19 protein-coding genes and 1 tRNA gene are annotated in these 24,943 nt (G+C 69.2%); 4 read left to right on the top strand and 16 right to left on the bottom strand.

The window, feature by feature from the left end; genetic code table 11:
- Positions 1-3 precede the first annotated feature (3 nt).
- From ACP59X_RS00220 to ACP59X_RS00280, 13 genes are all read right to left on the bottom strand, one after another.
- Positions 4-1,353 (bottom strand): transcription antitermination factor NusB, encoded by a 1,350-nt coding sequence (locus ACP59X_RS00220; RefSeq protein ID WP_428563446.1) that lies wholly within the window; start codon positions 1,351-1,353, stop codon positions 4-6.
- Positions 1,350-2,195 carry a DUF116 domain-containing protein gene (locus tag ACP59X_RS00225; protein ID WP_428563448.1) on the bottom strand — a complete coding sequence of 282 codons (846 nt, stop codon included), beginning with the start codon at positions 2,193-2,195 and terminating at the stop codon, positions 1,350-1,352. Before ACP59X_RS00225 ends, ACP59X_RS00220 begins: the two co-directional genes overlap by 4 nt.
- Before the next feature lie 128 nt (positions 2,196-2,323).
- Positions 2,324-3,298, bottom strand: a complete 975-nt coding sequence (gene fmt / locus ACP59X_RS00230; RefSeq protein WP_428570008.1) for a methionyl-tRNA formyltransferase — start codon at positions 3,296-3,298, stop codon at positions 2,324-2,326.
- Positions 3,299-3,309: 11 nt separating this feature from the next.
- On the bottom strand, positions 3,310-3,834 hold the full coding sequence (gene def, locus ACP59X_RS00235; RefSeq protein ID WP_428563450.1) for a peptide deformylase: 525 nt from the start codon (positions 3,832-3,834) through the stop codon (positions 3,310-3,312).
- Between the two features lie 5 nt (positions 3,835-3,839).
- Entirely contained in the window at positions 3,840-5,651 is a 1,812-nt protein-coding gene (aspS, locus tag ACP59X_RS00240) for an aspartate--tRNA ligase (RefSeq protein ID WP_428563452.1), read from the bottom strand.
- Between the two features lie 191 nt (positions 5,652-5,842).
- Entirely contained in the window at positions 5,843-7,108 is a 1,266-nt protein-coding gene (gene hisS / locus ACP59X_RS00245) for a histidine--tRNA ligase (protein ID WP_428563454.1), read from the bottom strand.
- A gap of 91 nt (positions 7,109-7,199) precedes the next feature.
- Positions 7,200-7,931, bottom strand: coding sequence for a class I SAM-dependent methyltransferase (locus ACP59X_RS00250; protein ID WP_428563456.1), 732 nt, complete (start codon positions 7,929-7,931; stop codon positions 7,200-7,202).
- Between the two features lie 206 nt (positions 7,932-8,137).
- Entirely contained in the window at positions 8,138-8,542 is a 405-nt protein-coding gene (locus ACP59X_RS00255) for a hypothetical protein (protein ID WP_428563458.1), read from the bottom strand.
- Between the two features lie 141 nt (positions 8,543-8,683).
- A complete protein-coding gene (locus ACP59X_RS00260; protein WP_428563460.1) occupies positions 8,684-9,079 on the bottom strand; it encodes a response regulator in 396 nt (131 codons plus the stop codon).
- Positions 9,060-10,478 carry a sensor histidine kinase gene (locus ACP59X_RS00265; protein WP_428563462.1) on the bottom strand — a complete coding sequence of 473 codons (1,419 nt, stop codon included), beginning with the start codon at positions 10,476-10,478 and terminating at the stop codon, positions 9,060-9,062. The genes ACP59X_RS00260 and ACP59X_RS00265 overlap by 20 nt, the downstream gene beginning before the upstream one ends.
- A complete protein-coding gene (locus ACP59X_RS00270) occupies positions 10,475-11,524 on the bottom strand; it encodes a GspE/PulE/PilB domain-containing protein (protein WP_428563463.1) in 1,050 nt (349 codons plus the stop codon). The genes ACP59X_RS00265 and ACP59X_RS00270 overlap by 4 nt, the downstream gene beginning before the upstream one ends.
- Complete coding sequence (locus ACP59X_RS00275) at positions 11,514-13,004, bottom strand: DUF202 domain-containing protein (protein ID WP_428563465.1); 1,491 nt, start codon at positions 13,002-13,004, stop codon at positions 11,514-11,516. The genes ACP59X_RS00270 and ACP59X_RS00275 overlap by 11 nt, the downstream gene beginning before the upstream one ends.
- A 529-nt stretch (positions 13,005-13,533) precedes the next feature.
- Positions 13,534-13,610 (bottom strand) — tRNA-Arg (locus ACP59X_RS00280).
- 182 nt (positions 13,611-13,792) lie between these two features.
- On the opposite strand from ACP59X_RS00280, the gene ACP59X_RS00285 reads away from it, so the two are divergent.
- A complete protein-coding gene (locus ACP59X_RS00285; protein ID WP_428563467.1) occupies positions 13,793-14,203 on the top strand; it encodes a response regulator in 411 nt (136 codons plus the stop codon).
- 29 nt (positions 14,204-14,232) lie between these two features.
- On the opposite strand, the gene ACP59X_RS00290 is transcribed toward ACP59X_RS00285, so the two are convergent.
- The 3 genes from ACP59X_RS00290 to ACP59X_RS00300 all read right to left on the bottom strand — a co-directional run bounded on the left by ACP59X_RS00290 (position 14,233) and on the right by ACP59X_RS00300 (position 17,692).
- Positions 14,233-15,510, bottom strand: a complete 1,278-nt coding sequence (locus tag ACP59X_RS00290; protein ID WP_428563469.1) for an EAL and HDOD domain-containing protein — start codon at positions 15,508-15,510, stop codon at positions 14,233-14,235.
- 99 nt (positions 15,511-15,609) lie between these two features.
- A complete protein-coding gene (locus ACP59X_RS00295) occupies positions 15,610-17,037 on the bottom strand; it encodes a sensor histidine kinase (RefSeq protein ID WP_428563471.1) in 1,428 nt (475 codons plus the stop codon).
- The gene (locus tag ACP59X_RS00300; RefSeq protein WP_428563473.1) at positions 17,021-17,692 is read right to left on the bottom strand and encodes a winged helix-turn-helix domain-containing protein; all 672 of its coding nucleotides are present in this window, start codon (positions 17,690-17,692) and stop codon (positions 17,021-17,023) included. Before ACP59X_RS00300 ends, ACP59X_RS00295 begins: the two co-directional genes overlap by 17 nt.
- Before the next feature lie 361 nt (positions 17,693-18,053).
- Between ACP59X_RS00300 and ACP59X_RS00305 the strand changes: the two genes are divergently transcribed.
- From ACP59X_RS00305 to ACP59X_RS00315, 3 genes are all read left to right on the top strand, one after another.
- Complete coding sequence (locus tag ACP59X_RS00305) at positions 18,054-18,221, top strand: hypothetical protein (protein ID WP_428563475.1); 168 nt, start codon at positions 18,054-18,056, stop codon at positions 18,219-18,221.
- A 426-nt stretch (positions 18,222-18,647) separates the two neighbouring features.
- A complete protein-coding gene (locus ACP59X_RS00310; RefSeq protein WP_428563477.1) occupies positions 18,648-24,161 on the top strand; it encodes an AAA family ATPase in 5,514 nt (1,837 codons plus the stop codon).
- Positions 24,130-24,804 carry a response regulator gene (locus ACP59X_RS00315; RefSeq protein WP_428563479.1) on the top strand — a complete coding sequence of 225 codons (675 nt, stop codon included), beginning with the start codon at positions 24,130-24,132 and terminating at the stop codon, positions 24,802-24,804. Before ACP59X_RS00310 ends, ACP59X_RS00315 begins: the two co-directional genes overlap by 32 nt.
- Positions 24,805-24,943: the final 139 nt, after the last annotated feature.

Here is a 24,943-nt window from a genome sequence, read left to right on the forward strand (position 1 = left end):
CGCTTAAGGTTTCTTGAGCACCGCGCCGTAGAAGGCCTCGCCAAGGCCCGCTTCGGCCACGGCCGGCACCTCGGCTTCGAGCACGAGTTCCCGGTGGCGGCTGCCGAGGCGGTCCACGGCCTGCTCGTTTTCCGCCGGATTGGTGGTGCAGGTCACGTAGACGAGGCGCCCGCCCGGGGCCAGGTTGGCGTAGGCGGCCTCCAGCATGGCCCGCTGGAGGCGCACGAGGCCGGCCAGGTCCTCGGGGCGGCGGCGCCATTTGGCGTCGGGCCGCCGCGACAGCACGCCCAGCCCCGAACAGGGGGCGTCGAGGAGGATCGTCCCCGGCGCCCGGGCCAGGGGCATGCGCGTGGCCGAGGCCCGAAAGGCGGCGATGGGCGGCAGGCCCAGGCGGTGGGCTTCCCTGGACAGGCCGGAAAGCTTGGCGGCATGCATGTCGCCGGCGAAAACATGTTTCCCGGCCTCGGCCAGGGCCAGCGTCTTGCCGCCCCGGCCGGCGCAGGCGTCGAAAACGGGTTCGGGCCAGCCGTCGCGGCCAAGCCTGGCCAGGACCAGTTGGGCGGCGGCGGACTGGCGCGACAGGCGCCCGGCGGCCAGGGCGGCGCCGAGGTCCACCCCGGCCGGCGTGGTGTCGCTGCCGGCCGGCAGGGCCAGGGTGGGAAAATCCGCCACCGTGCACTCGGGCAGCCCGGCCAGGGCGTCGAAGAGTTCCCGGGCGCCGGGTTTGGTCGCGTTGACCCGAAGCCCCAGGGGCGCCGGTTCGATCTGGGCCCGCAGATGGGCCTCGGCCGCCTCCCGGCCGCCGTCGCGCAGCCACATGGCCACGATCCACTCGGGGCAGGCATAGAAGCGGCTTAGAAATTCCTGTTCGGTGCAGCGGTCGCGGCAATAAAAACCCGGATCGGCCAGGACGCTCGGATCGGCGGCGATGCGGCGCAGCACGGCGTTGGCCATGCCCGAAAGGCCCTTGCCGCCCCGCTTGCGCACGGCCGAAACGGCCCAGTCCACCGAGGCATAGGCCGGCACCTTGGAGCAAAAAAGGATCTCGTAGGCAGCCAAGGCAAGCACCCGGCCGACAGGCATGGGCACGGCGTCTGGGTTTTTGAGGAACCGCGACAGGATGTATTCCAGCCGGCCGCGCAGGCGCAGGTAGCCGTAGACGAGTTCCGTGGCCAGGCCCCGGTCGCGCGGGTCGAGGCCCGGGGTGTCCAGGGCGGCATCCAGGGCGGCCTGGACATCCTGCCCGGCGCCCGGCCCCCGGGGCGGCCGCGTCGGATCGGGCAGGACGCGGCCAAGGACGGCCAGGGCGATGGCGCGTGCCGGCGGGATGCCGGCCTGCCCTTCCCTGCTCAACGGGGGCCACCCAGGGCGGAAGCCGGCTTGCCCAGGGGCGCCAACCCGGCAAACCGATCGAACAGGGGGTTTTGGGCCTCGCCGTTGACCAGGAAAAAGCGCAAGGCGCCCTCCAGGTGCGGCAGGGCCACCCGGGTGTCCAGGCAGGGGCCGTTGGGCCGTTCGTTGAGCACGCCGTAGACCGGGATGGGATAGGTATCCTGGATGCCGCTGGTCAGGTCGCGTTCGCAGGCCACGGCCAGGATGAGCCGGGGCCGTTTTTGCACCACGATGCGGCGGGCGATGGTGCCGCCTGTTGCGATGGCGATGTGCACGCCGTAGGCCTCGGACAGGCTGATGAGCCCGTCCACCGGGCACTGGCCGCAGCGCTTGCAGTTGTTGATGTCGTAGGTGAGCCGGTGCAGGCAGCGGCTCGATTGCAGGCAGTGCGGCAGGAGCACCAGGATCTGGGACGGGTCGTAGCGCCGGTTCTCGGCGGCCACCATCTCGTTGTTGACCTTGATGAAGGAACCCCGCACCCGGCTTTTGGACAGCCGAAACAGCCGGGCGAAGATGGTCATCAGCGGCAAGAAGACCTTGGCCATGACCCCGCGCAGATGGTCCGAGCCCAGAAACGGCCGGGCCAGGGCGACGCTGATGGCCAGGCCCAGGGTGGCCCACAAGACGAGCAGGATGGCGGCGGCGAAAAAGGCGCCCAGCACCCAGGGCACCAGGGGATGGATGTTGGCCAGGCCGATGTAGGGCACGATCCAGACCAGCGCCAGGACGGCGCACACGGCCAGGCCCGTGCCGCACAGCAAGCCGATGAACAGGCGCTTGCGCGAGGGTTCGTTACGTTCCACCAATGCGTTGGTCCCTTCCGACGGGCCTCGTGTTGTGTCCCTTAAAAAATACGCGCGTATTTTTTAAGAAAAAAGTCAATTTCGGTCTTGCCCTCAACAAACGGCCACGGCTTTCGCGGATGCGGCACTCAAACGGCCCCACCCGTGCCCGGCGGGCCGCACACGGCCATGGCGTCGTCGTCGCATTTGCCGAGGTAGCCGCAGGAAAAAGCCTTGGCATCCATGGGCCGCTTGCCGGCCGGGACGACCGTGGGGATGAAATAGACGGCGTCGGCGCAGGCCACGCCCAGATGGCATTCCAGCAGGCCCAGGATATCGCCGGGCCTGGCCCCGGGGGGCAGGGGGCAGCCCACCCGGCCGGGATGGGCGATGATGCGCAGCGCCTCCCTGTCCGGGGCGGGTTTCCAGAAGAAAAAGGCGCCCGGATGGGGCGTCATGGCCCGGATGAGGTTGTGGACCTCGGCCGCCGGCCGGTTCCAGTCGACCAGCGCCTCGGCCTTGTCGATCTTCCTGGCGTAGGTGACCTTGTCCGGGTCCTGCTCCACCATGGGCACGCCGCCGGTGCGCAGGCGCTTGAGGGTGTGGGTGAGCAGGCGCCCGCCGAGGTCGGCCAGTTCGGCCCGCAGCTCGCCGGCCGTGTCGTTTTGGCCGATGGCCAGCACGCGCTGCAGGATCATGGGGCCGGCGTCCAGGGCGGCCACCATGCGCATGATGGTCACGCCGGTGAGCGTATCGCCGGCGGCGATGGCCCGCTCGATGGGTGCCGCCCCGCGCCAGGCCGGCAGCAGCGAGGCGTGGACGTTAAGGGGCATAAGGCGCGGGATGTCGAGCACGGCTTGCGGCAGGATCATGCCGTAGGCGGCCACGAGCAGCACGTCGGGGGCATAGGCGGCCAGCCGGGCCACTTCGGCCGGGTCCTTGAAGGTCTCGGGCTGGTGGATGGGCAGGCCGGCGTCGAGGGCCAGCATCTTGACCGGCCCGGGCAGGCACTTCTTGCCCCGGCCGCAGGGCCGGTCGGGCTGGGTGTAGACCGCGGACACGGCCACGTCGTCGCTTGCCAGCACGTGTTCGAGGACCGTGGCCGCGAACTGGGGCGTGCCCATGAAGACGGCGTTTAGCTTTCCTGGTCCGCCGTTTCCCGCTGTCTGGTCCATCGTTTCACCCGCTTGTCGTACATGGCGCGTTTGAGGCGGCTGATGCGGTCGATGAAAAGCACGCCGTTTAAGTGGTCGATCTCGTGCTGGAGGCAGACGGCGAAAAGGCCGTCGGCCTCGATTTCCATCTCCTTGCCGTCCAGGTCCAGGGCCTTGACCGTGACATGGGCCGCCCGGCGCACGTTGGTGCGGTACTCGCGCACGGACAGGCAGCCTTCCTCGTCCTCCTGTTCGCCGCTGGCGGCGGTGATGACGGGATTGACCAGGGTGATGCGCCCTTCGCGCTTGTCCGGCCCGGACAAGTCGATGACGATCAGGCGCAGGGAATGGCCCACCTGGGGCGCGGCCAGGCCGATGCCCTGGTTGGCGTACATGGCCTCGGCCATGCCGTCGGCCAGCTCCCGGACCTCCGGGGTGATGGCGGCCACGGGCACGGCCAGCCGCGCCAGGACCGGATGCGGATACTTCAATATCTCGAGAGGCATGAGTCTTACGCCTTGTCCTTGTCCTTGTCCTTGTCCCGCGACCGCAGCTTGATGCCAAGCTCCCGCAGTTGGCCAAGCGACACTTCCCCCGGCGCTTCGGTCAAAAGGCACATGGCCTTCTGGGTCTTGGGGAAGGCGATGACGTCGCGGATGGATTTCGCGCCGGCAAGGATCATGATAAGGCGGTCCAGGCCAAAGGCAATGCCGCCGTGGGGCGGGGCGCCGTACTCCAGGGCGCGCAGCAGGAAGCCGAACTTCTCCTCGGCCTCCTCGGCCCCGATGCCGAGCACGGCGAACATGGCCTTCTGGGTTTCGCGGTCGTGGATGCGGATGGAGCCGCCGCCGATCTCGCTGCCGTTTAAAACCAGGTCGTAGGCCCGGGACAGGGCGCCGGCCGGGTCGTCGGCCAGTTTCTCCAGGTTGCCGGGCTGGGGCGCGGTGAAGGGATGGTGGCGGGCGGCGTAGCGTTTGGCCTCGGGGTCGTATTCCAGCAGCGGAAAGTCCGTGACCCACACCGGGGCGAAGGTACCCTCGGGGATGAGCCCGAAGCGCTCGCCGAGCTGGATGCGCAGATAGCCCAGGGCGGTGTTGACCATGTCGGCGGCGCCGGCCTGGAAAAAGACGATGTCCCCGACTTCCAGGCCGAAGGCCTCGGTCAGGCCGGCCTTTTCGGCCTCGGACAGGAACTTGGCGAAGGGCGACTGCCATTCGTCGTCCTTGATCTTGATCCAGGCCAGGCCCTTGGCCCCGTAGATCTTCACGAATTCCGTGAGGTCGTCGATCTCCTTGCGCGACAGGGCCGCGCCGCCGGCCACGCGGATGCCCTTGACCAGTTCGGCCTTGGCAAAGACCTGGAACTGGCTTTCGCGCACCACGGCGCTGACGTCGACGAGCTTGAGGCCGAAGCGGATGTCCGGCTTGTCCAGGCCGTAGTCCCGGATGGCCTCGGCGAAGGTCATGCGCGGGAAGGCCTCGGGCAGGGCCACGGCGGCGGCTTCCCGAAACATGGTGCGCACCATGTTTTCGGCCATGCCCATGACCTGCTCCTCGTCCACGAAGCTCATCTCGATATCGACCTGGGTGAATTCCGGCTGGCGGTCGGCCCGCAGGTCCTCGTCGCGGAAGCACTTGACCACCTGGTAGTAGCGGTCAAATCCCGACATCATGAGCAATTGCTTGAACAGCTGGGGCGACTGGGGCAGGGCGTAGAACGAACCGTTGCTGAGGCGGCTTGGCACCAGGAAGTCGCGGGCGCCCTCGGGCGTGGACTTGGTCAGGACCGGGGTTTCGATTTCCAGAAACCCCAGGCCGTCGAGGTAGCGGCGGATGCTCTGGACGGCCTTGTTGCGCAGCAGGAAGTTGGCGGCGAGCTTGGGCCGGCGCAGGTCCAGGTAGCGGTACTTGAGCCGCAGCAGTTCCGAGGCGTCGATGCGGTCCTCGATGGGGAAGGGCGGCGTGGCGGCGGTATTTAAGAGCTTGAATTCCGTCACCTCCACTTCGACCTCGCCCGTGGGCATGGTGGGGTTGGCCATGCCTTCGGGCCGGGCGCGCACGCGGCCGCGCACGGCCAGCACGTATTCCACGCGCAGGACGTGGGCGCGCTCCAGGGCAGCCTGGCTGCCCTCGGGGCAGAAGACGACCTGGGTCAGCCCGCCGCGGTCGCGCAGGTCGATGAAGATCAGCCCGCCGTGGTCGCGGCGAAACTGGGCCCAGCCCATCAGGCAGACTTCGCTGCCGACATCCGAGGCCCGAAGCGCGCCGCAATCGTGGCTGCGCCGCCAGTCATCCAGCCTGTCGAGGACAAGCGTCTCGCTCATGGAATGCATCCTTTTTTCACGAAGGCGGGGAAAAACCGTCACAACCGGCTTTTCCCCTGGCCTTTTGTTCTTCTTTGCGCCCGATGCCGGGCATTCCCGCAAGCAGCAACCGGCCCCCATTCAGGGGGTCCGGGGGGGATGATCCCCCCGGCGGGGCCTGGGGCGCAGCCCCGGTTTTCAACCCAGCCCGCCTACTCGCCCTTGGCTTCTTCCAAACGCGCCCGCAAATACGCTTCGAGCAGGTCCTGGGCCACGGTTTCCTGGCCGCCGGCCCGCATGTCCTTGACCACCACCGTGCCGGCGGCCAGCTCGTCGGTGCCGAGCACCAGGCAGAAGCGGGCGCCGGACTTGTCGGCGGCGCGCATCTGGCTTTTGACGCTGCGCGGGGCAAAGGGCGCCTCGCCGGCAAAACCGGCCCGGCGAAGGCCCTGGGCCAGCAGCAGGCCCAGGGCCAGGCCCGAGGCGTCGAGCACGGCCAGGAAGAAATCCGGGGCGACCTCCAGGTCGCGGTCGATGAGCAGGGCCAGGCGCTCCATGCCGCAGGCAAAACCCACGCCCGGCACGTCCGGCCCGCCGAGCGACGCCGTCAGGCCGTCGTAGCGCCCGCCGCCGGCCACCGAGGACTGGGCGCCGATGTCGCCGGAGACGATCTCGAAGGTGGTGCGCACGTAGTAGTCAAGCCCGCGCACGAGCCGGGGGCTCAGCGTATAGCGCAGCCCGGCCGCGTCCAGCACACCCTTGACCACGGCGAAGTGCGCGGCGCACTCCGGGCAGAGGTGGTCGGTGATTTTCGGCGCGTCGGCCGTGAACTCCTTGCACTGGGGCACCTTGCAATCGAGCACGCGCAGGGGGTTGGTGAGCTTGCGGCGCAGGCAGTCCTCGCACAGGTGTTCCTTGTGCATGCCCTTTAAAAATTCGCGCAGCACGTCGAGGAAGACCGGCCGGCATGCCCGGCAGCCCAGGGAATTGAGTTCCACCGTGAGGTTGTCCAGCCCCAGCGCCCGCAGGTACTCGTCGAGCATGAGCAGGACCTCGGCGTCGAGCAGGGCGTCGGGGGAGCCCACGGCCTCGACGTCGATCTGGTGGAACTGGCGCATGCGGCCCTTTTGCGGCCGTTCGTAGCGGAACATGGGGCCGTAGGCGAAATACTTGAGCAGCCCTTCGCCGGCGCGCTTGTCCTCGATGACCGCCCGCATGACCCCGGCCGTGGCCTCGGGGCGCAGCGTCAGGGAGCGGCCCTTGCGGTCCGGGAAGGTGTACATCTCCTTTTGCACCACATCCGTCTCCTCGCCGATGGAACGGGCGAACAGTTCGGTGCGTTCGAGGACCGGCAGGCGCAATTCCTTGTAGCCGTAGCGGGCGAAAACGTCGCGGGCCGTGCCTTCGATGAAGGAGAAGACGCCGGAATCCGGCGGAAACAGGTCGGCGAAGCCTTTTATCTTCTGTATCTTGTCCATGGAGCGTGGTCCGGGGGTGGCGCAGGGCCGCGTTATTGGGAAAGGCACACGAGAGTAGACGAGACGGCCCGTGATGTCAAAAGGCCGTGGCCTAGCCCATGCAGGCCTTGGGCTTGAAGGCCGGCAGGGGGGTCATGACCGGCTCGTCGGTGAGGTTCACGACGCTGGCGCAAAAGGCGCCCACGGGCAGGGACAGGATGGGGGCGTTGAGCAGGCGCCAGGGGGCCTGCTCGCGCCAGGAAGCCATGGGGCCGGGCAGGACGCAGCCGGTGCGCGCCGGGCGCCGGCCCAGGGCCTTGCGGAAAAGCCGGCCCATGGCCCAGGGCGAAAACCACCTGGCCCGGGCAAGCGCTCCCCGGGAGCGGCCCGGACACAGGCGCACGGCCAGGCCGTAGCAGGAAAACGGATTGAGGTGGCCGACCAGCAGGGCTTTTTTGGTCACCCGGGCGGCCTCGCGCAACACCAGGGCCGGATCGGGGCAGAATTCCAGGACGGTCAGGAGCACGCCGAACTCGAAGGCCTTGTCGTCGAAGGGCAGGTGGCCGGCGTCGCCCAGGTGCAGGTCGGCCTTGGCGCCCAGGCGGCGGCGGGCCGCCTCGAGCATGGGCGGGGAGAGGTCCAGGCCCGTGACGTCGAAGCCGGCGCCGTGCAGGACCTCGAGGAAGATGCCCGTGCCGCAGCCGATTTCCAGCAGCCGCTGCCCCCGCCGCGGCCAGCCCGCGGTCAGGCGTTCGATGAGCCGTATTTCGCGCGCAAGGGCGAACGCCCCGGGCGGCGTCTGGAACCAGGCGTCATAGCGCTGTGCGGTTTGGCTGTCCCACATGGTGCTTTTGCCTGCCGCGAAGCGGCCCTCCTTCCTCTCACATCGCAACGTACGGGCCCGGTCGCCGGGCCCGTGAGCCCGGGGGCGCCCAAGCGGACGCCGGACCGGATCGGCCGGCCGCCGCGCCGGCGGCCGCGAAACGAACACTGCGGACGGCGGCCGGTGCGGCATTCCGGCCCGGGCCGGCAGCCCGGCGGCCGCCGCGCCTACTGGGGCAGCATGGGATGCAGCGTGTCGCGGCCGGCGTAACTGTGCCAGACCCGGCCGTCCTTGACGAGGTAGGTGCTCGGCTCGGTGTCGCTGGTCATGCGGTCGCCGTTGATGGTAAACGCCATCCAGCCCTTGTGTTCCTCCAGGGACTTGCCGTCGCGCCAGTCGTAATACACGGCGTATTGGCCGCCCTTTTTGACCAGGCAATAGCTGTAGGTGTTGGGGCGGTTGTACTCCGAGGGCCGCGAGCGGTGGTAGCAGCCCACAAGCAGCGGATCGGGCTCCTTGAGGACCTTGGCGTAGACCGTGGGCTCGCCGGCCAGCTCCGCTCGGGAGGCGGCGGAACCGGCGCATCCGGCAAGCAGAAAAACCGCTGCCGCGAGCAAAAGGGCGCGTCGCATGGAAAGGCTCCTTGGCTGCTGTGTTGCGGGCGGCGTCTTCCGCCGACTTCGCCCCTCTTAGCCGTGTCGGCCACGGGCGTCAACGCGGCGGCGAGGGGGGGCCGTGTCGCCGCCCGGCCATGGGATATCGCGCCAGCACGTTCAGGCTTGCGGGGAAGAAGTCTCGTCGCGCTCCAGCGCGCGGTTCACGGAGGCAAGCAATTCCTTGATCTTGAAAGGCTTCGGGAAAAAATCGTGCACCTGCCCGCGAAAAGCCTCGATGGCCGTGTCCAAATGGGCGAAGGCCGTGATCATGATCACGTGGACATGCGGATAGTCGCTCTTGACGATCTTGAGCAGCTCCATCCCATCCATGCCCTTCATCTTGAAATCCGTGATGATCAGGGCGAAGCGCTCCTCGGCCAGCCGCCGCAGGGCGGCCGGAGCGTCCAGGAACGTTTCCACCGTGAACCCCTGCTTGGCCAGGTGGATGCGCAGCATGTCGCCGACGACCTTTTCGTCGTCGATGACCATGATCCTAACCGGTTGCGTGTTCATGGGAAGCCTCCGTCGGGGCGATGGCCGTCAATTCGACAAAGCAGGTGGTCCCCGCTCCCACCGTGCTTTCCACGCGCAGCCGTCCCCCGTGGTTTTTGATGATGCCGTAGCTGACCGAAAGGCCGAGCCCCGTGCCCTCGGTGCCCTTGGTACTGAAAAACGGGTCGAAGATGTGGGGCAGGGCGTCGGGAGCGATGCCCCGGCCGTTGTCCGCGATGACGATGCGCGCGGTGTGCGCCGCCAGGCTCGTGGACACGCGCAACTCGCCGCCGGGGCGCATGGACTGGATGGCGTTGGTGATGAGGTTGACGAGCACCTGGTGCATCTGGGCGGTATCGGCCAGGACGAGGGCTTCCTGGGGGGCGAGGTCGAGGCGCAGGTCGATGTTGGAGACGTGCAGCATGTTGCGCACCAGCGGCAAGGTGTCGGTGACCATCGCGTTGATGCCGACCGGGCGCATGCTGGCGGCCTTGGGCTTGGAGAAGTCGAGGAGATTGGTCACGATGCCGTGGATGCGCCCGCATTCCTTCTGGATCTGGCGCACCATCCCCAGGCGTTCGGCCGGCGGCAGTTCGTCGGCCATGGCCTCGAAGGTTTCGGCGATCATGGAGATGTTGTTGACCGGGTTGGTGATCTCGTGGGCCACGCCGGCGGTCAGGGTGCCGAGCGAGGCCAGCTTTTTCGACTGCAGGATCTCGGCCTCGCGGGAGCCCAGGCGCTCGGACATGGTGTTGACGGCCCGGATGACGGAATCCAGCTCGTCGTGGCTGCCGGGCTCCTCGATGCTTTCGAACTTGCCGTCGGCGATGGCCCCGGCCAGGCGCTCCACCTTGGCCAGCGACACCAGCACCTTGCGAAACAGCAGCGGCGCGCCCAGTACCGCCGTGCAGACCACGGCCGTCAGGGACAGGGTCATGGTGCTGCGGGAGGAGGCGATGATCTCGCTGACCTGGGCCCGCTCCCGGGACACCAGGGTGGTGGAGAACTCGCGCAGGGCCCGGCCGGTTTCGCGCATGGCCGCCTCCACGCCGCTTGCGGCCGCCTCGTCGGCGGCAGCCCGCTCCACGGCGGCCGCGTAGGCGTCGAGGTGGCGCATCAGGGCCAGGGCGTTGGCCTCCCCGGCCCCCCGGACGATGCGGTCGTGGGATTTGGCCAGCACCGACCGCGTTTCGTCGATCTTGGCCGCGATTTCGCGAAGCGCCGCCTTGTCCCCGAACAGGAAGAGGTTTTTTTCCGCCAGGCGCATTTCCAGGAAGCCGGCGTTGAGGTCGTCCTGGACCTCGACGAAGCGCAGCTTGTCCACCACCCGGTCCATGTCGTGCCGGGCCAGGACCGCCAAAAGGAGCAGCAGGGCAAGGCTCGTGCAACTGCCGACGATCAGCTTGGTCTTGATCTTCACGCCCGCTCCCCCGGCGGGTCCATGCACCTGGGGGTGCGGACCGGCTCCTGACGCACCGGCCAATACCACAGAAGGCCGTCGACGACCATGGCCGCGCCGACCACGGCCAGCAGCCAGTCGAGCAGCGACAGGGGGCCGTCGCCGTAATAGCGCAACAGCCCGATGCCCAGGCTCAGCACGGCCACGCCGGTCCGGATGAAGGCCAGGCCCGTGCGCGCCCGGGCGGCGATGGTGCGATAACAGGCGCACACCGTGCGCTGGGCGGCCAGGACGTTGCGCTCGCGCGCCAGATGGATGCGTTCCGGCGCGCCCGAGGCGATTTCCAGGATGGTGGCGTGATTTTCCAGCATATCGCCCAGCCGGCCGAGCATGGTGCCCTTGGAAGCCGGGCGCCGGCGGCCCGGCGCTTCGACGAAATGGTATTCCTCCAGGAACTGCAGGCTGGCGGCCGAGACCTCGACCAGGGTCTGCACCCCGGGCAGGCGCCGCCTGGACAGGCGCAGGCGCAGGTAGGCCGTGGCGGCGAACCCGGCCAGGCCCAGCCCCAGTGCCAGGCAGGCGCCGTCGGCCAGGCGGACCGACGGGGACTGGGCCGAGCGCAGGAGCGTGTTGCCAAGCGCCATGAGCCCGAAGCCGAAACGCGAAACCCCAAGCCAGGTCCGCCCCATGGCCATGTCCGTGCGCCAGCAGGCCAGACGGGTGCGCCACTGGGCCATGGTGTTGCGCCAATACGCCAGATTGGTGCGCACCACGCCCACGGCCGCGCCGGTCACGGCCGGCTTGTACTCGCCGGCCAGACGGGCGATGTCCTCGGCCGAGGCGGCGACGAAGCGCAAGGCCCCCTGGGTCAGGGCTCGGCCGGCGGCGGCCCGGGCGGCCGCGTCGTCGAGGTCGGCCAGGGCGACCACGATGGTTCCGTCGTCGTCGCGGCAAAGGGGAAACCAGCGGTCCTGGGCGAAATCCGGCGGGGCCAGGCGGCCGAGCAGGTCGGCCGGGAGGCGCCGCGACTCGTCGAACCGGAAGGAAGCGGTGTCGTCAGGCGGCATGGCCTCCCCCCAATCCGGTCCCGGCCCGGCCCCAGGTGTCCTCGGGCGCGGCGTAGTCCGGCACCGCAAGCTCGAAATCGTCCAGGCAAAGGCCCGATTGCCGTCGCGCCCGCGCCGCGGGCAGATACCAGTGCAGCCCGTCGCCGATCAGCACCAGCCCGCCGGCCAGCAGGCACAGGTTGAAGACCGTCCAGCCCGTGGCGGCCGTGCCGAACCAGGCCAGGAGCCCGAGGCCGACGGCCACGGCGTTAAGCCCCGTGCGCACGAAGGCCAAACCCGTGCGGCCCCGGGCCATCTGGGTGCGCAGCCGGGCCAGGACGTTGCGTTCCTCGGCCAGGCGGGTGCGTTCCAGGGCCAGGCCCGTGGTCCCGAGCAGGCCCGGGCCGTGCGCGTTGCGGTCGTGGTCATGCGGTTCTTCGGGGCCTTGGCCCATGGTCCGGGGACTCGGGCAGGCGTCGGCCCGGCACAGGGCGGCGTGGCAGGCCTTGCCGACGCGCCGGGCCGGCAGATACCAGGACAGGCCTTCCAGGGCCATGACCGCCCCCAGGCCGATGAGCCCGAAGCTGGCGATGTCCCACGGCCCGTGGTGGAACTGGCGGACCATGGCGATGCCGACGCCGGCCACGGCGATGCCCGTGCGGCCAAGGGCCAGGCCCGTGCGCGACCGGGCCATGATGGAACGCAGTTCGGCCAGGGAGGTGCGTTCCAGGGCCAGGGCCGTGCGGTCCAGGGCGAGGAAGCGCCGCCGGGCCGCGGGGGAGAGCGTGGCCCAGGCCGCCCGCATGGCCCCGGCGCCCGGTACCGCCGCCAGCCAGCGGAAACGCGGCCAGGCCAGGTCGGCCGAGACGGACAGCACGCCCGTGTTGCCAAGTGCCGGATCCGGATCGGGCACGCAGGACGGCAACCCCCGGTGGGACATGCGCCGGGCCGGCAGATACCACAGGATGCCGTCCGCGATGAAAAAGAGCCCCGAGCCGAGCAGCAACGCCTCGAAGGGCAGGGCCGGCCCCAGGCCGAAAACGCGCAGCAGCACGAGCAGGACCGTCAGAAAGGCGATCCCGGTGCGAAACATGGAAAGGCCGGTGCGGCCCCTGGCCAGCGTGGTGCGGAACCCGGACAGGAAGGAGCGGCGGGCGGCCAGGTAGGTCCGGACCTTGGCGAGCTCCAGCCGGGACGCCTCGGGCGGGAAGCCGGGGCAGACGTCCATGGTGTTGTCGAGGATGCGGCGCACCGTTTCGGGGGGCGTCGCGAAGATCCGGGCGGCCCCCGCACCCAGCGCGTCCTCGACGGCGCGGGCCAGATGCTCGCGCCGCGGGTCGGCCGCGGCGACCAGCACGGTCTCGCCGTCGCGGGCGATGGGGACCCAAAGGCCTTCGCGCATGGCGGACAAGGCCCCCCGACTACGAAAAGTCCGAGGGACCTCGAACGCCGGGTCCCGCGAGGCAGCTTCCATTGCCCGCGCCAAGTCGCTTTCGCCCATTCTTCCCTCGCTACAGCGGCGTCCAGCGGCGAACGGCGGATGCGCATACACCCAGTTCCGCGTTAACAGGTCGATACGTTATGCTTTTTGCCATCGAAACGGCGCGCCTGCCTACGGCTTGATGCCCGTGCGTTCGTAATCGGCATTTTCTACCAAGGCAAGGTCGGGATACCCAGAGGGAGGAGCGCGTCACGACCAGCCTCGCCGCAATACGCCGCAAGGTGCCGGCCACGGAACGCCATTTTAGGCCGCAAGGGCGGCGGGCTGACGGTGCAATGTTGCGGCGCGAGATCGGCCGTGGCTGGCGGCGACAATTTGCGCCGCGAGGTGGCCGGGGCCGGGGAGAATTTTGTGTCGCGCGGGGGGGCTCAGCGGAGAGCATCCTCTCCGAATCGCGCCTTATCGGGAACGCCCTTTTGTTATCTGGTAGGACTTATTTTGAACAGTGCGTGTGGGGGAGGGCATGGGGGATGAGATTGGGCAATCTGCCGACGAGCCTCGGGTTGCCGTAGAACCCTTCAGAGTTAACTGGCGCGCCCGGAGAGATTCGAACTCCCGGCCTGCGGATTCGAAGTCCGACGCTCTATCCGGCTGAGCTACGGGCGCGTCAGGCATCCCTAAATGGCTCGAGCCGTTTCCGTCAAGGCGCCCGGCCGGTCGCAACGCCCCATCCCCGGCGCCCGCCGCCAGGCTTGCCTCCCCGGCCAAAACGAAATACCCCGGTTCGAGTTCGGTGAACCCGCCGGTGTCCGGGCCGCGGCCAGGCGACACAACACGGAGCATTGCCCATGCGCTTTCTCATCGTGGACGACGATGAAAGCATCATCCTCTTTTTGCGGACCTTCCTGTCCGCCTATGCCGAATGCCTCACCGCCGGCGACGGACAGGAAGCCATGGCCGCCTTCGAGGCCGCCCTCGAAGAGGAACAGCCCTTCGACGCCGTGTTCATGGACATCCTCATGCCCGGCATGGACGGCAACGAGGTTGTGTTGGCCCTGCGCCGCATGGAGCAGGCGGCCAAATCGGCCAGCCCCTTCAAACTCATCATGATTTCCGTGCTGACCGATACGAAAAACGTCAGCGAATCCTTTTTCCACGGCCGCGCCGACGCCTACCTGCCCAAACCCCTGCGCCGCGAGATCCTGCTTGCCGAACTGGCCAAGCTCGGCTTCATCGACCCGCCGTTGCGGCCGCAATAGCTGGGCAGGCGACCGGGTCGCCATTGGGGTCAGCGGCGTTTGGCCGGTTCGGGGGCGGCGGACTGGGTGGCGAAAAAGGCGCCGCTCCAGGCCATGGCCTCGCTGGCGCAGGCCTTGACCGTCTCCAGGTCGAAGCCCAGGTTCTGGGTCAGCTGGTCCAGCCGGGTCCAGTCCGCGTCCTCGATGCAGGCCACCAGTTCGAGCAGCGGCTCGTATTCGCTTTGCGTTTCCCGGCGAAGCGCCGCCTTGAGCTTTTCCTCCAGGGGCAGGTGCTCGGTCACCTTGGCCATGGGCAGGCCGAGAATGGCGTCGAGCAGCGAAAAAAGGCCCAGCAGAAACAGCGAGCCCGGATGGAAATCCCAGAAATCGTAGCGCGTGGCCACCAGCTCCAGAAAACGCGCCCGTTGCAGCGACAGTTCGGCCAGTTCCCGGGGCATGTCCCCGTGCTGGGCCATGTCGGCCAGGAGCACGGCCCGCAGCCAGTTGCGGATCTTCACCGAGCCCAGGATCATGATGGCCTGGCGGATGGACTGGATCTTTTGGGAAAAACCGAAGGCGGCGCTGTTTAAATAGGACAGCAGGCGAAAGCTCACGGACACGTCGGCCGAGATGGATTCGGCCAGGGCGTCCACGTCCGGGTCCTCGGCCTCGATGAGGCGCAGCAGGTTGAAGCGGCTCATCTGGTGCGAGGTGAGCTTGCGTTCGGCCAGGATCTCGGGCTCCTTGAAAAAAGGGCCCTGGAACAGGGTGAACCCCGCCGCCTTGAGGGCCTCGAACTGTTCGAGCCCCCGCACCCGGGCGGCCAAAAGGAGGACCTGCCGGCCCTTGACCCGGTCCAGGAAGTTGCGGGGATCGGCGCCGCCGGCCGCGTCGAAGCACAGCATGTCGGCCAGGTGGGCCAGTTCCGGCGCCGCGGCCAGTCCCGGCCCGTCCTCCAGGGCCAGGGCGTAGCCGTCGGCCCGCAGCTGCCGCGCCGCGGCCGCGGCCGCCGCCGGGTTGCGGACCGAACCCACCAGTTTGACCACGCCGTGGGCGGCGGGCAGGGCATAGGGCGCCTTGGCCAGAAGGCCGGCCTCGTCGAAGGGGGCCACGACTTTCTTGCCGCGCTCCACGGCATGCTGCACGCCCATGTAGGACGAAGAGGCCAGGGAATCGGCCACCTGTTCCCGATCGGCGAAGCAGGCCAGCTCCGGGCAGGCCTCGTTGCCGCCCTGGATCTCATAGCCCCACAACTTGCGCTTGGCGTCGAAAAGGGCCTGCTTGGTGAAAAAGAAGGCAGCGGCTGCGGCCGCATCCTGATCGTTCATGGCCGTACCCCGGGTTGTCGGTTGGCCGCAAGGGACTCCTGCCTGAGGGAGCGTAACACGACCATGCCCCAGCCGGGCCGCCTTGACAACAGGGATTTGTCAGGGAAGCCGGCCCGGCTGGGGCGGCAGGGGAGCCTCCGGGGCGGCGGGCAAGGTGATGGTGAAACGGCTGCCCGCGCCGGGCGCGCTTTGCACGTCGATGGCGCCGCCGTGGGCGTAGAGCACGGCCCGCACCAGGGAAAGCCCCAGCCCCAACCCGCGCTGGGACCGGCTCTTGTCGGCCCGGTAGAGGCGGTCGAAGATGCGCGGGATGTCCTCGGCCCCGATGCCTTCGCCGTTGTCGGCCACGCACACGGCCGCCGAGGCGGCTTCCCGCCAGGCCGAAACCACGACCCGGCCGCCGGGCGGCGTGTACTTGACGGCGTTGTCCAGGAGGTTGCCGAGCACCTGGCGCAGCCGGTCGGCGTCGGCCACCACCGGCAGCCGGTCCACGGGGGACATGACCAGGTCCACGCCTTTTTCCTCGGCCGCGTACAGGTAGATCTCGGTCATCTCCGTCACCAGGGTGGCCAGGTCGGTGCGGCCCAGGTGCAGGCGCATGGCCCCGGTCTCGGCCTCGGAGATGTCCATGAGGATGCCAAGCATGCTGACCATGCGCCGGGTTTCCTCGGCGCAGTCGAGCAGGGCCTCGCGCAGGGATTCGGGGTCGTTTTTGGTGGAGGCGGCCATTTCCACGGCGGCCAGGGTCCGGGTGGCCGGGGTGCGCAGGTCGTGGGCCACGTTGTCCAGGGCCTCGCGCATGCCGGTGATCAGGATCTTGATCTTGTCGAGCATGGCGTTGAACAGCCGGGCCAACTCGTTGAGTTCGTTGTCCGCGCCCTCGTCGGGCACCCGGGCGTCCATGCGGCCGGTGTCGATGGCCCGCACGGTGTCGATGAGCCCCTGGATGGGCTTGAGGGTGCGCCGGGCCAGCAGGAAGCCCGCCGCCAGGCCCACCAGGGCCACCAGGGCCATGATGCCGGCGAAGATGACCCGGAACTGCTTGAGCAGCCGTTCCCGGTCGCTGGCGTCCTTGCCCATGTAGACCGTGCCGCCGCCGGGCAGGCTGCGGCAGGCCAGTTCGATCAGGCCCTCGCCTTCGGGCCGGGGCAGAAAGGCCCACTGGATGCCCGGCCCCAGGTCGCGGGGCAAATCGGTCGGCAGGGGCGTGGCGTCGGACGGGGTCACCTGGGTCAGCGGCTTGCCCTCGGCGTCGTCTAAGCGCAGGTAGTACTCGTCGGCGTCGAAATCCTCGCGTTCCTGGCGCACGAAATCCACCAGGGCGGGCAGGCCGCGCTTGATGGCGATGGAGGTGTATTCGCGCACCTTCTGGGCCATGGCCAGCCGGTCGCCCTCGCGCACGGCGTCGGAGAGCAGCGAATAGGCCAGAAGGAACAGGATCAGGGCGCTGGAGATGAAGATCAGGGAATACTGGGCGGTGAGCCGGAAGGTGGTCGAACGGAAAAAGGCGCTACTCCTTGAGGACATACCCGACCCCGCGCAGGGTATGCAGCATCTTCTTCTCCCAGTCCCGGTCGATCTTGTTGCGCAGCCGGCACACCAGCACGTCCACCAGGTTGGTCTGGGGGTCGAAGTGGTAGTCCCAGACGTGCTCCATGATCATGGTCTTGGACAGCACCTTGCCGGGATTGCGCATGAAGTATTCGAGCAGGGCGAATTCGCGGGGCTGGAGCTGCACGGTGGTCTCGCCGCGGCGCACCTCGCGGGTGAGCAGGTTCATGGACAGTTCGCCGACCGTCAGCCGCGTCGGTTCCGACACGCTGGAGGAACGGCGGATCAGCGCCTGGACCCGGGCCAGCAGTTCGGAGAACGAGAAGGGCTTGGACAGGTAGTCGTCGCTGCCCGTTTCCAGGCCCCGTACCCGGTCCTCCACCGAGCGCTTGGCCGACAGGATGATGATGGGCGTGTTGATGCCGCGCCGGCGCAGTTCCTCGATGACCTTGAGCCCGTCGAGGCCGGGCAGCATGACGTCGATGACGGCCAGGGCGTAGGGTTCGGTGGAGGCCAGGTGCAGGCCGTCCACGCCGTTGGCGGCGTGGTCCACGGCGAAACCGCTTTGCCGGAGTCCGCCGATGATGAAAGACGCGATTTTCTCGTCGTCCTCGACGAGCAGAATGCGCATGGGCCGTTTTTCCTTTCGCTTCTCGCCGTCTAAGCGGCGAGCGCCAGCCTCGGGCTTTTGGTGCGGGATGTACATGTAACGCCTCATAATGACCAGTGGGCCGGGACGCTACGCATTTTGAGAGTTTTTCACATCTGTCATCGACTGGCAAGGTTGTTGTAACTCCTTGGAATAAACGAATATTTCAATTTCACGTCTGTAATGGTCACGTAAGAGGCCAGAAAGGGGTGAGGGCATAGACCCCAATGTGTCGGCCCGGGGGAAAGCGTCCGGACGACGTCGGGGGAGGGGCCCCATGGGGGACGCCGCCCTGTCGGCCGGAAACTGGCCAGCACAAATCACCGCTCAAGGAGCCAATATCATGAAGAAGATCGTCATTTTTACCGTCATTTCCTGCCTGCTCGCCACCTCCATGGCCTTCGCCGGCACCAAGAAGAAAACGAAAAAGACCACCAAGGGCGACAGCTACTCCGTGGTCGAGATCCTGAAGGCCAAGAAGAAGGCCAAGAAGGCCACCCCGGCCCAGTAGTTCGGCACCATCGCCAACAGGCAAGGGGCCGGGAGCGATCCCGGCCCCTTGTTTTTGTGGTGTAACCGCAGGGAGTCATGCGCTGGCGTCGCCGGGCCGTCCGCCACGACAGCGCCCCGGACCGCGCAGAAAAGCCCCCAAGACCGCGGCGACAGGCCCGGCGTGGATCGGCCCGCGAGGCTTGGCCCCCTGTCCGGCTGGCCGAAGCCATTGCGGCACGGACGTGGCCGGCCTGGCTCCCGGGCCGCGTCGGCCTGTCGGGGCGGCCGTCCGCGTCAATCCTCCTGTCCCGCGCTCCCCGCTTTTTCGGCCGGCCGTATGCCCCGGCCCGCCCAAGCCGCCGTCGGCTGGCTGGACGTCTTGCCATTGCCAGGGTTACGCCGTTAAGAACCGTTGCAGAAGTAAATAATTCTTCGGGACGGCTCTATGCTGGAGCTACCAGGCTATGCCATCCACCGGCTTGCCCGGGAGGATGGGAACGCGCGCCTCTATGCGGCCACGCGGCTGGCCGACGGCCTGCCCGTGACCCTCAAGGTGGCGGCCGCCGCCTTTGTCGACCGGGCCTGCCTGGCCGCCTTCGAACGGGAATACGCCATCCTGCGCCGCCTGGACGGCCAGGGCGCCCTGAAAACCCATGGACTTCTGCGGTCCGGGCCCCAGCCGGCCCTGGTCCTGGAGGACTTCCCGGGCCTGCCCTTGTGCCCCCCGCCCGGCGGGCAAAGGCTGCCCCTGGACGCGCTGCTGGCCGCCGGAGCGGCCGCGGCCGAGGCCCTGGGCCGTATCCACGCCAAGGACATCCTCCTTGGCGGACTGAGCGCCGAAACGCTGCGCTACGACCCGGCCGGCGACCGGGCGGTCTTCACGGATGTGAGCCTGGCCCTGCCCATGGCGGAAGGGTCCGTGGCCGACGGGGCGCCTGCGAGCCTGGCGCACCTGGCCCATCTCGCCCCGGAACGTTGCGGCCGCCCCGAGGCCGGCCCGGACTGGCGCGCCGACCTCTACGCCCTGGGCGTGGCCTTCCATTTCCTGCTCACGGGCCGTTTCCCGTTTACGGCCGCCGATCCGCTGTCCTTGCGACATGCCCACATGTCCAGCGCGCCCGTGCCGCCGCGCCTGCGGGACGCCTCCATTCCCGAGGCCGTCTCCAAGGTGCTGCTCAAGCTGTTGGCCAAGGACCCCGAGGACCGCTACCAGAGCGCCTTCGGGCTCAAGGCCGACCTCGAGGCCTGCCGCCGGGCCCTGGCGGCGGGCGTGGACGACGGCCGCTTCGTCCCCGGGGCGGCCGATTACAGCGACCTGTTCCGCCTGTCCCGGCGATTCCACGGCCGGGAGCCGCAACGGCGGGCCTTGCTGGAGGCGGTCGGCCGCCTGGGGGAGGGGGGGCGCGAACTGGTGCTCGTGTCCGGGTACGCCGGCATCGGCAAGACCGCCTTGGTGGGGGAGATGCGCCAGCCGGTCGCGGCCCTGGGCGGGCGGCTGGCGGCCGGCAAGTTCGAGGCCCTGCGCCGCAACGTCCCCTTTACCGCCCTGGCCGACGCCCTGGGCCGGCTCGTTCGGGACATCCTGGCCGAGTCGCCGGAGGGCGTTCGGGCCTGGCGAAAACGGCTGGGCGCCGCCCTGGGCGGCCTGGGCCAGGTTCTTGTCCCCCTGGTCGCGCCCCTGGAAACGCTGCTTGGGCCGCAGCCGCCCGTGCCGCAGGTGCCGCCCCGCGAGGCGGCCAGCCGCCTGGCCGTGGTTTTTCGCAACTTCCTGCGGGCGCTGTGCCGGCCCAAGGAGCCCCTGGTCCTGTTCCTCGACGACCTGCAATGGGCCGACGCCGCCAGCCTCGACCTGCTGGCCGGCATCCTGGCCGATGCCGGGCTGGGGCATTTCCTGTGCCTGGGCGCCTACCGGGACGACGAGGTGGATGCGGGCCACCTGCTCACGGGCTTTCTGGCCGGCCTCGGCCAGGCGGGGGTGGCCGTGGGGACCATCGGCCTTGGGCCGTTGAGCCTGGACGCCGTCGCGGCCCTTTTGGCCGATTCCTTCCAGGCCCCGCCGGAGAAGCTTCGGGAGCTGGCCGCCATCCTGCACGGCCAGACCTGCGGCAATCCCTTTTACCTGCGCCAGGCCCTGGCCGCCCTGCATGCCGAGGGCGCCCTGGCCTTCGCGCCACGCACGCGGACCTGGTCCTTTGACGCCAAGGCCATCGCCGCCCGGGGGCTGGCCGAAAACGCGGCCGCCCTGCTCGCCCGGGACATCGGCCGGCTGCCGGGGCAATCCACGCAACTGCTGCGCCTGGCCGCCTGCCTGGGCGGTGCCTTCGACCCGGCCGACCTGGCCTGGCTGACCGGGATGTCCCTGGTGGACGTCCGGGCCGCCCTGTCCCCGGCCCTGCGCCGCGGGCTGCTTTCCGCCCCGCCGGCGGAGGCGGCGTCCCTGGCCTGGCCGTCGCGCCGGGTGGCCGGGGGCATGCGCCTGGCCTTTGCCCACGACCGGGTCCGGGAAGCGGCCGCCGCCCTGTGGGAGGCCGGGGAACTCGCGGCGGCCCACCATCGCGTGGCCGCGATGCTCCTGGCCATCCTGGCCCCGGCCGAGCAGGAACAGCGGGTGTTCGAGATCACCGACCACCGCAACCGGGCCTTGCCGGCCATCGACACGCCGGCCGAGCGCCTGGATTTGGCCGGCTGGAACCTGCGGGCCGCCCGCCAGGCCCGCCAGGCCACGGCCTTCGCCGCCGCCCTGACCTACGCCCGCCAGGCCGCGTCCCTGTTGCCGGACGACGCCTGGGCCGCCGCCTACGACCTCGCCTTGGCCTGCTGCAAGGAACGCGGCCTGGCCGAACACTTAAACCTTCATTTCGAGGAGGCCGAGGCCTGCTACGCCACGGGCCTCGCCCAGGCGGCCTGCCTGCTCGACCGCTGCGATTTCGTGAACATGCGCATCAATCAGCGCGCCATGACCGGGCGGGTCGCCGAAGCCGTGGCCGAGGCCAAGGCGGAGCTGGCCCGCTACGGGCTGCCCATCCCCGACCGGGATATCGAGGGGGCCGTGGCCCGGGAGTTCGAGCGGGTCGGGGCCATCATGGCCGGGCGCGGGCCGTCGGCCTTTGCCGACATGCCGGCCATGACCGATCCCATGCTCGTTGCCGCCAGCGCCATCATCGACGGCGTGGCGCCCGCCACCTATTTCTACGATCGCACGCTCTTGGCCCTGCTCGGGGCCATGGTCGTGCGCCTGTCCCTGACCCACGGCTACACCAAGGGCACGTTTCCGGCCCTGGGCAGCCATGGCCGGATGCTGGCCGCCCATTTCGGGCAATACCGGCTGGGCCACGAATTCGCCCGACTGGGGATCGATCTGTGCCGCAGGCACGGCTTCCTGGCGACCCTGGCCACGACGATCTCCACGTTTGTCGACACGGCCTATCTGTTCCAGGACACCGATTCCATTTCGGCCCTCCTCAAGGAGGGTGTGGCCGCGGCCCTGGCCAGCGGCGACCTGTACCATGTCGAACTGCTCCAGGCCATGCAGTTCCCCTTCGATTATTTCTCCGGGAAGCATCTGACGAAAACCATGCAGGAGATCCGGACCCTCTATTGCGGCCAGAGCAAGCTGGTTTCATTGATCGGCTATTGCCTGTCCATGGCCTATTACTTCGGCGTGCGAACCCTGGCCGGGGAGGACTGCCCGGAACAACCCGGCGACCTGGACGAAAAGGCCTTCAGCGAACGGGCTGCCCAGAGCGGGCAGGTTTCCTCCCTGGCCTATCTCCATGGCGTCAAGGGAACCGCCCACTACATCCTGGGCAACCTGGCCGAGGCCCGGGCCTGCTTCGCGCGGGCCGACCAATACAGCCCGACCCGGGAACTGTTCATGAGTTGCGACCTGGCCACGTTCAAGTCCCTGCTCGAGCTCGCCACGGCCGAGGACCCGGACGCCCTCGCGGGCGAGGCCGGCCGGGAGCTGGAAAAAAACAGGGAGGAATTGCGCCTGTGGTCCGGCAACTGCCCCGAGTCCTTTCTGGCCCGCCACCTGCTGGTGGAGGCCGAAACGGCCCGGGTCCGGGGCGAACCCCTGGAGCCGGTCCTGGCCCTCTACGACCGGGCCATCGCGGCGGCCGAGGCCCATGGCCTGACCCACATCGCCGCCCTGGCCGAGGAGGCGGCCGGCAATTTCTGGCTGGCGCGGGGCAAGCCCGACTTCGCCCAAGCCCACCTGACCAGGGCCTGGCAAGGCTATCGGGCCTGGGGCGCGGCCCGCAAGGCCCGTGAACTGGCGGCCGCCCACGCGGCGCTTTTCGCCCGGGCCCAACCCTCGCCCCTGGCCGGCCCCGGCCCCGATCGAGCCTGGCGCCTCACCCCGGACGCCCTCGGCCTGCGCTCCCTCATGAAAGCCGTGGGCGCCATCTCCGGCGAGATGAACCTGCCGCGCCTGGCCGCCACCCTGACCAGCCTGGCCGCCGAGAACGCCGGGGCCACCGGCTGCCTGCTGCTCCTGCGCCGGGGCGAGGGCCTGGTCGTCCTGCCCGGGCAGTCCTTCCCGCCCGATCCGCTGGCCGTGTCGGCCGAGGTCCCGCTGGAGGATTTCCCCGGCGCCCCGGCCGCCATCGTGCGCCACACGGCCGCCACGGGCATGGCGCTGCTTTTGGCCGACGCGGCCGCGGACCGGCGTTTCGCCGCCGACCCCTACGTGGCCCGGGTCAGGCCGCGCGCGGTCTTGTGCGCGCCCATCGCCCGCAAGGAGCGCCTGGTCGGCATCATCTACCTGGAAAACACCCTGCTGCGGGACGCCTTCACCGAGGAGCGGCTGGAGGCCGTGGGGCTGCTGGCCGCCCAGGCCGCCATTTCGCTGGAAAACGCCGGCCTCTACGAGGAATTGCGCCAGGCCGAGGCCCGTTACCGGGGCGTGTTCGAAAACGCCCTGGTGGGCATCCTGCGCGTCGACGCAAGCGGCCGCATCCGGCTGGCCAACCTGGCCGCGGCCCGCATCCTCGGCTACGCCTCGCCCGGGCTGGCCGCCCGGGCCGTCACCGCCATCGGCGACCGCGTCGTGGACCGGTCGCTCTACCGGCGGCTGCTGGCCGGCCTGCGCCGGGGCCGGCCGATCCTGGAGCGGGAGCTGCGCCTGCGCCGCGAGGGCGGCGAAACCATCTGGGTGGTGGTCAGCGCCAGGCCCATCGTCGACGAGGCCGGGCGGACCGTGGCCGCGGAAGCCCTGTTTACCGACATCACCCGGCGCAAACAGGCCGAGGCCCGGGTGCACCGCCTGGACAGGGAGATGCTGCGCCTGCAGGAGCGGGAATGGTCGCGCATCTCCATGAACCTGCACGACGACGTGGCCCAGAACCTGCTCGCGGCCAAGATCCAGGCCAGCCGCCTGTTCGCCGGCCAGCCCGGGCCGGCGCCCGGCCCGACGGTGCGGCAGCGGCTCGACGAGCTCATGGCGACCCTCGGCGAGGCCACGGCCACCATCCGCGACCTGTCCCTGTCCCTGCGCCCGCCCAACCTCCAGCGCCTAGGCCTGGCCGGCGCCCTGGCCGGCCTGTGCGAGGAACTGGCGGACAAAAGCGGCCTGAGCGTCGTCTGCCTGGCCGACGGCCTGGACGGCCTGGGCCTGGACCACGAGGCCCAGGTCAGCCTGTACCGGCTGGTCCAGGAAGCCCTCAACAACATCCACAAGCACGCCGGGGCCAGCCGGGTCACGGTGCGCTTCGAGCGAGCCCCCCTGCCGGCGTGCCTGCGTATCGACGACGACGGGCGGGGATTCGACCCCGAAGCCGTCGCCGGCGATGCGGCCCGCGGCAGGCGCATGGGCCTTTCCACCATGCGGGAACGGGCTCGGCTCATCGACGGCCGCCTGGAAATCGCCTCCCGGCCCGGCCAAGGTACTTGCCTGTCCCTTGTCTTGTCCCCTCCAGGAGCAGCGTATGAACAAGACGTGCCGTGTCCTTCTCATTGACGACCATACCCTGTTTCGGGAGGGGCTGCGTCGTATCATCCAGGGCGAAACGGGCCTGGTGGTGGTGGCCGAGGCCGGCACGGCCGGCGAGGGCGAGCGCCTGGCTTTGGCCCGCAAACCCGACCTGATCGTGCTGGACATCTCCCTGCCGGACGAGAGCGGTCTGGAGCTTGTGCCGCGCCTGCGCCGCGACCTGCCTCGGGCCAGGCTCCTCGTGGTCAGCATGCACAGCCGCACCGAGCATATCGTGACCGCCTTCCAGGCCGGGGCCCACGGCTACGTGACCAAGGAGGCGGTCTCGGAAAACCTGATCGCCGGCATCCACGAAGTGCTGGCCGGGGAATGCTACCTCGACCCGGCCATTTCCCAGGGCGTGCTGGCCCGGCTGCTGCGGGGCGAGCACGAGTCGAAGCCGGTCGACCCGGCCGGGGGCCTGCTCACCCCGCGCGAGCGGGAAGTCATGCGCCTGATCGCCGAAGGCCACCAGGCCAAGGTCATCGCCGAACGCCTGGGTGTCAGCCCCAAAACCGTGGACAGCCACCGGGCCAACATCATGCGCAAGTGCAACCTGGACAACACGGTGGACATCGTGCGCCAGGCCGCGCGCCTGGGGCTCATCGATGTCGACGCCTGGAAGGTCTGATGGAACGTCCTCGAAATGGATAGCTATTCAAGCCACGGGTGGCTTGCCGGTGTACGCCCCCGTGAAAGGCTTTGCCCGCAACTGTTGTTGATCCTGATAGACTGCATGACCTGGCCGACGAACGGCGGCTTTGCGCCCG

It is taken from the genome of Solidesulfovibrio sp. DCME (assembly GCF_049995385.1).
Classification (GTDB): domain Bacteria; phylum Desulfobacterota; class Desulfovibrionia; order Desulfovibrionales; family Desulfovibrionaceae; genus Solidesulfovibrio.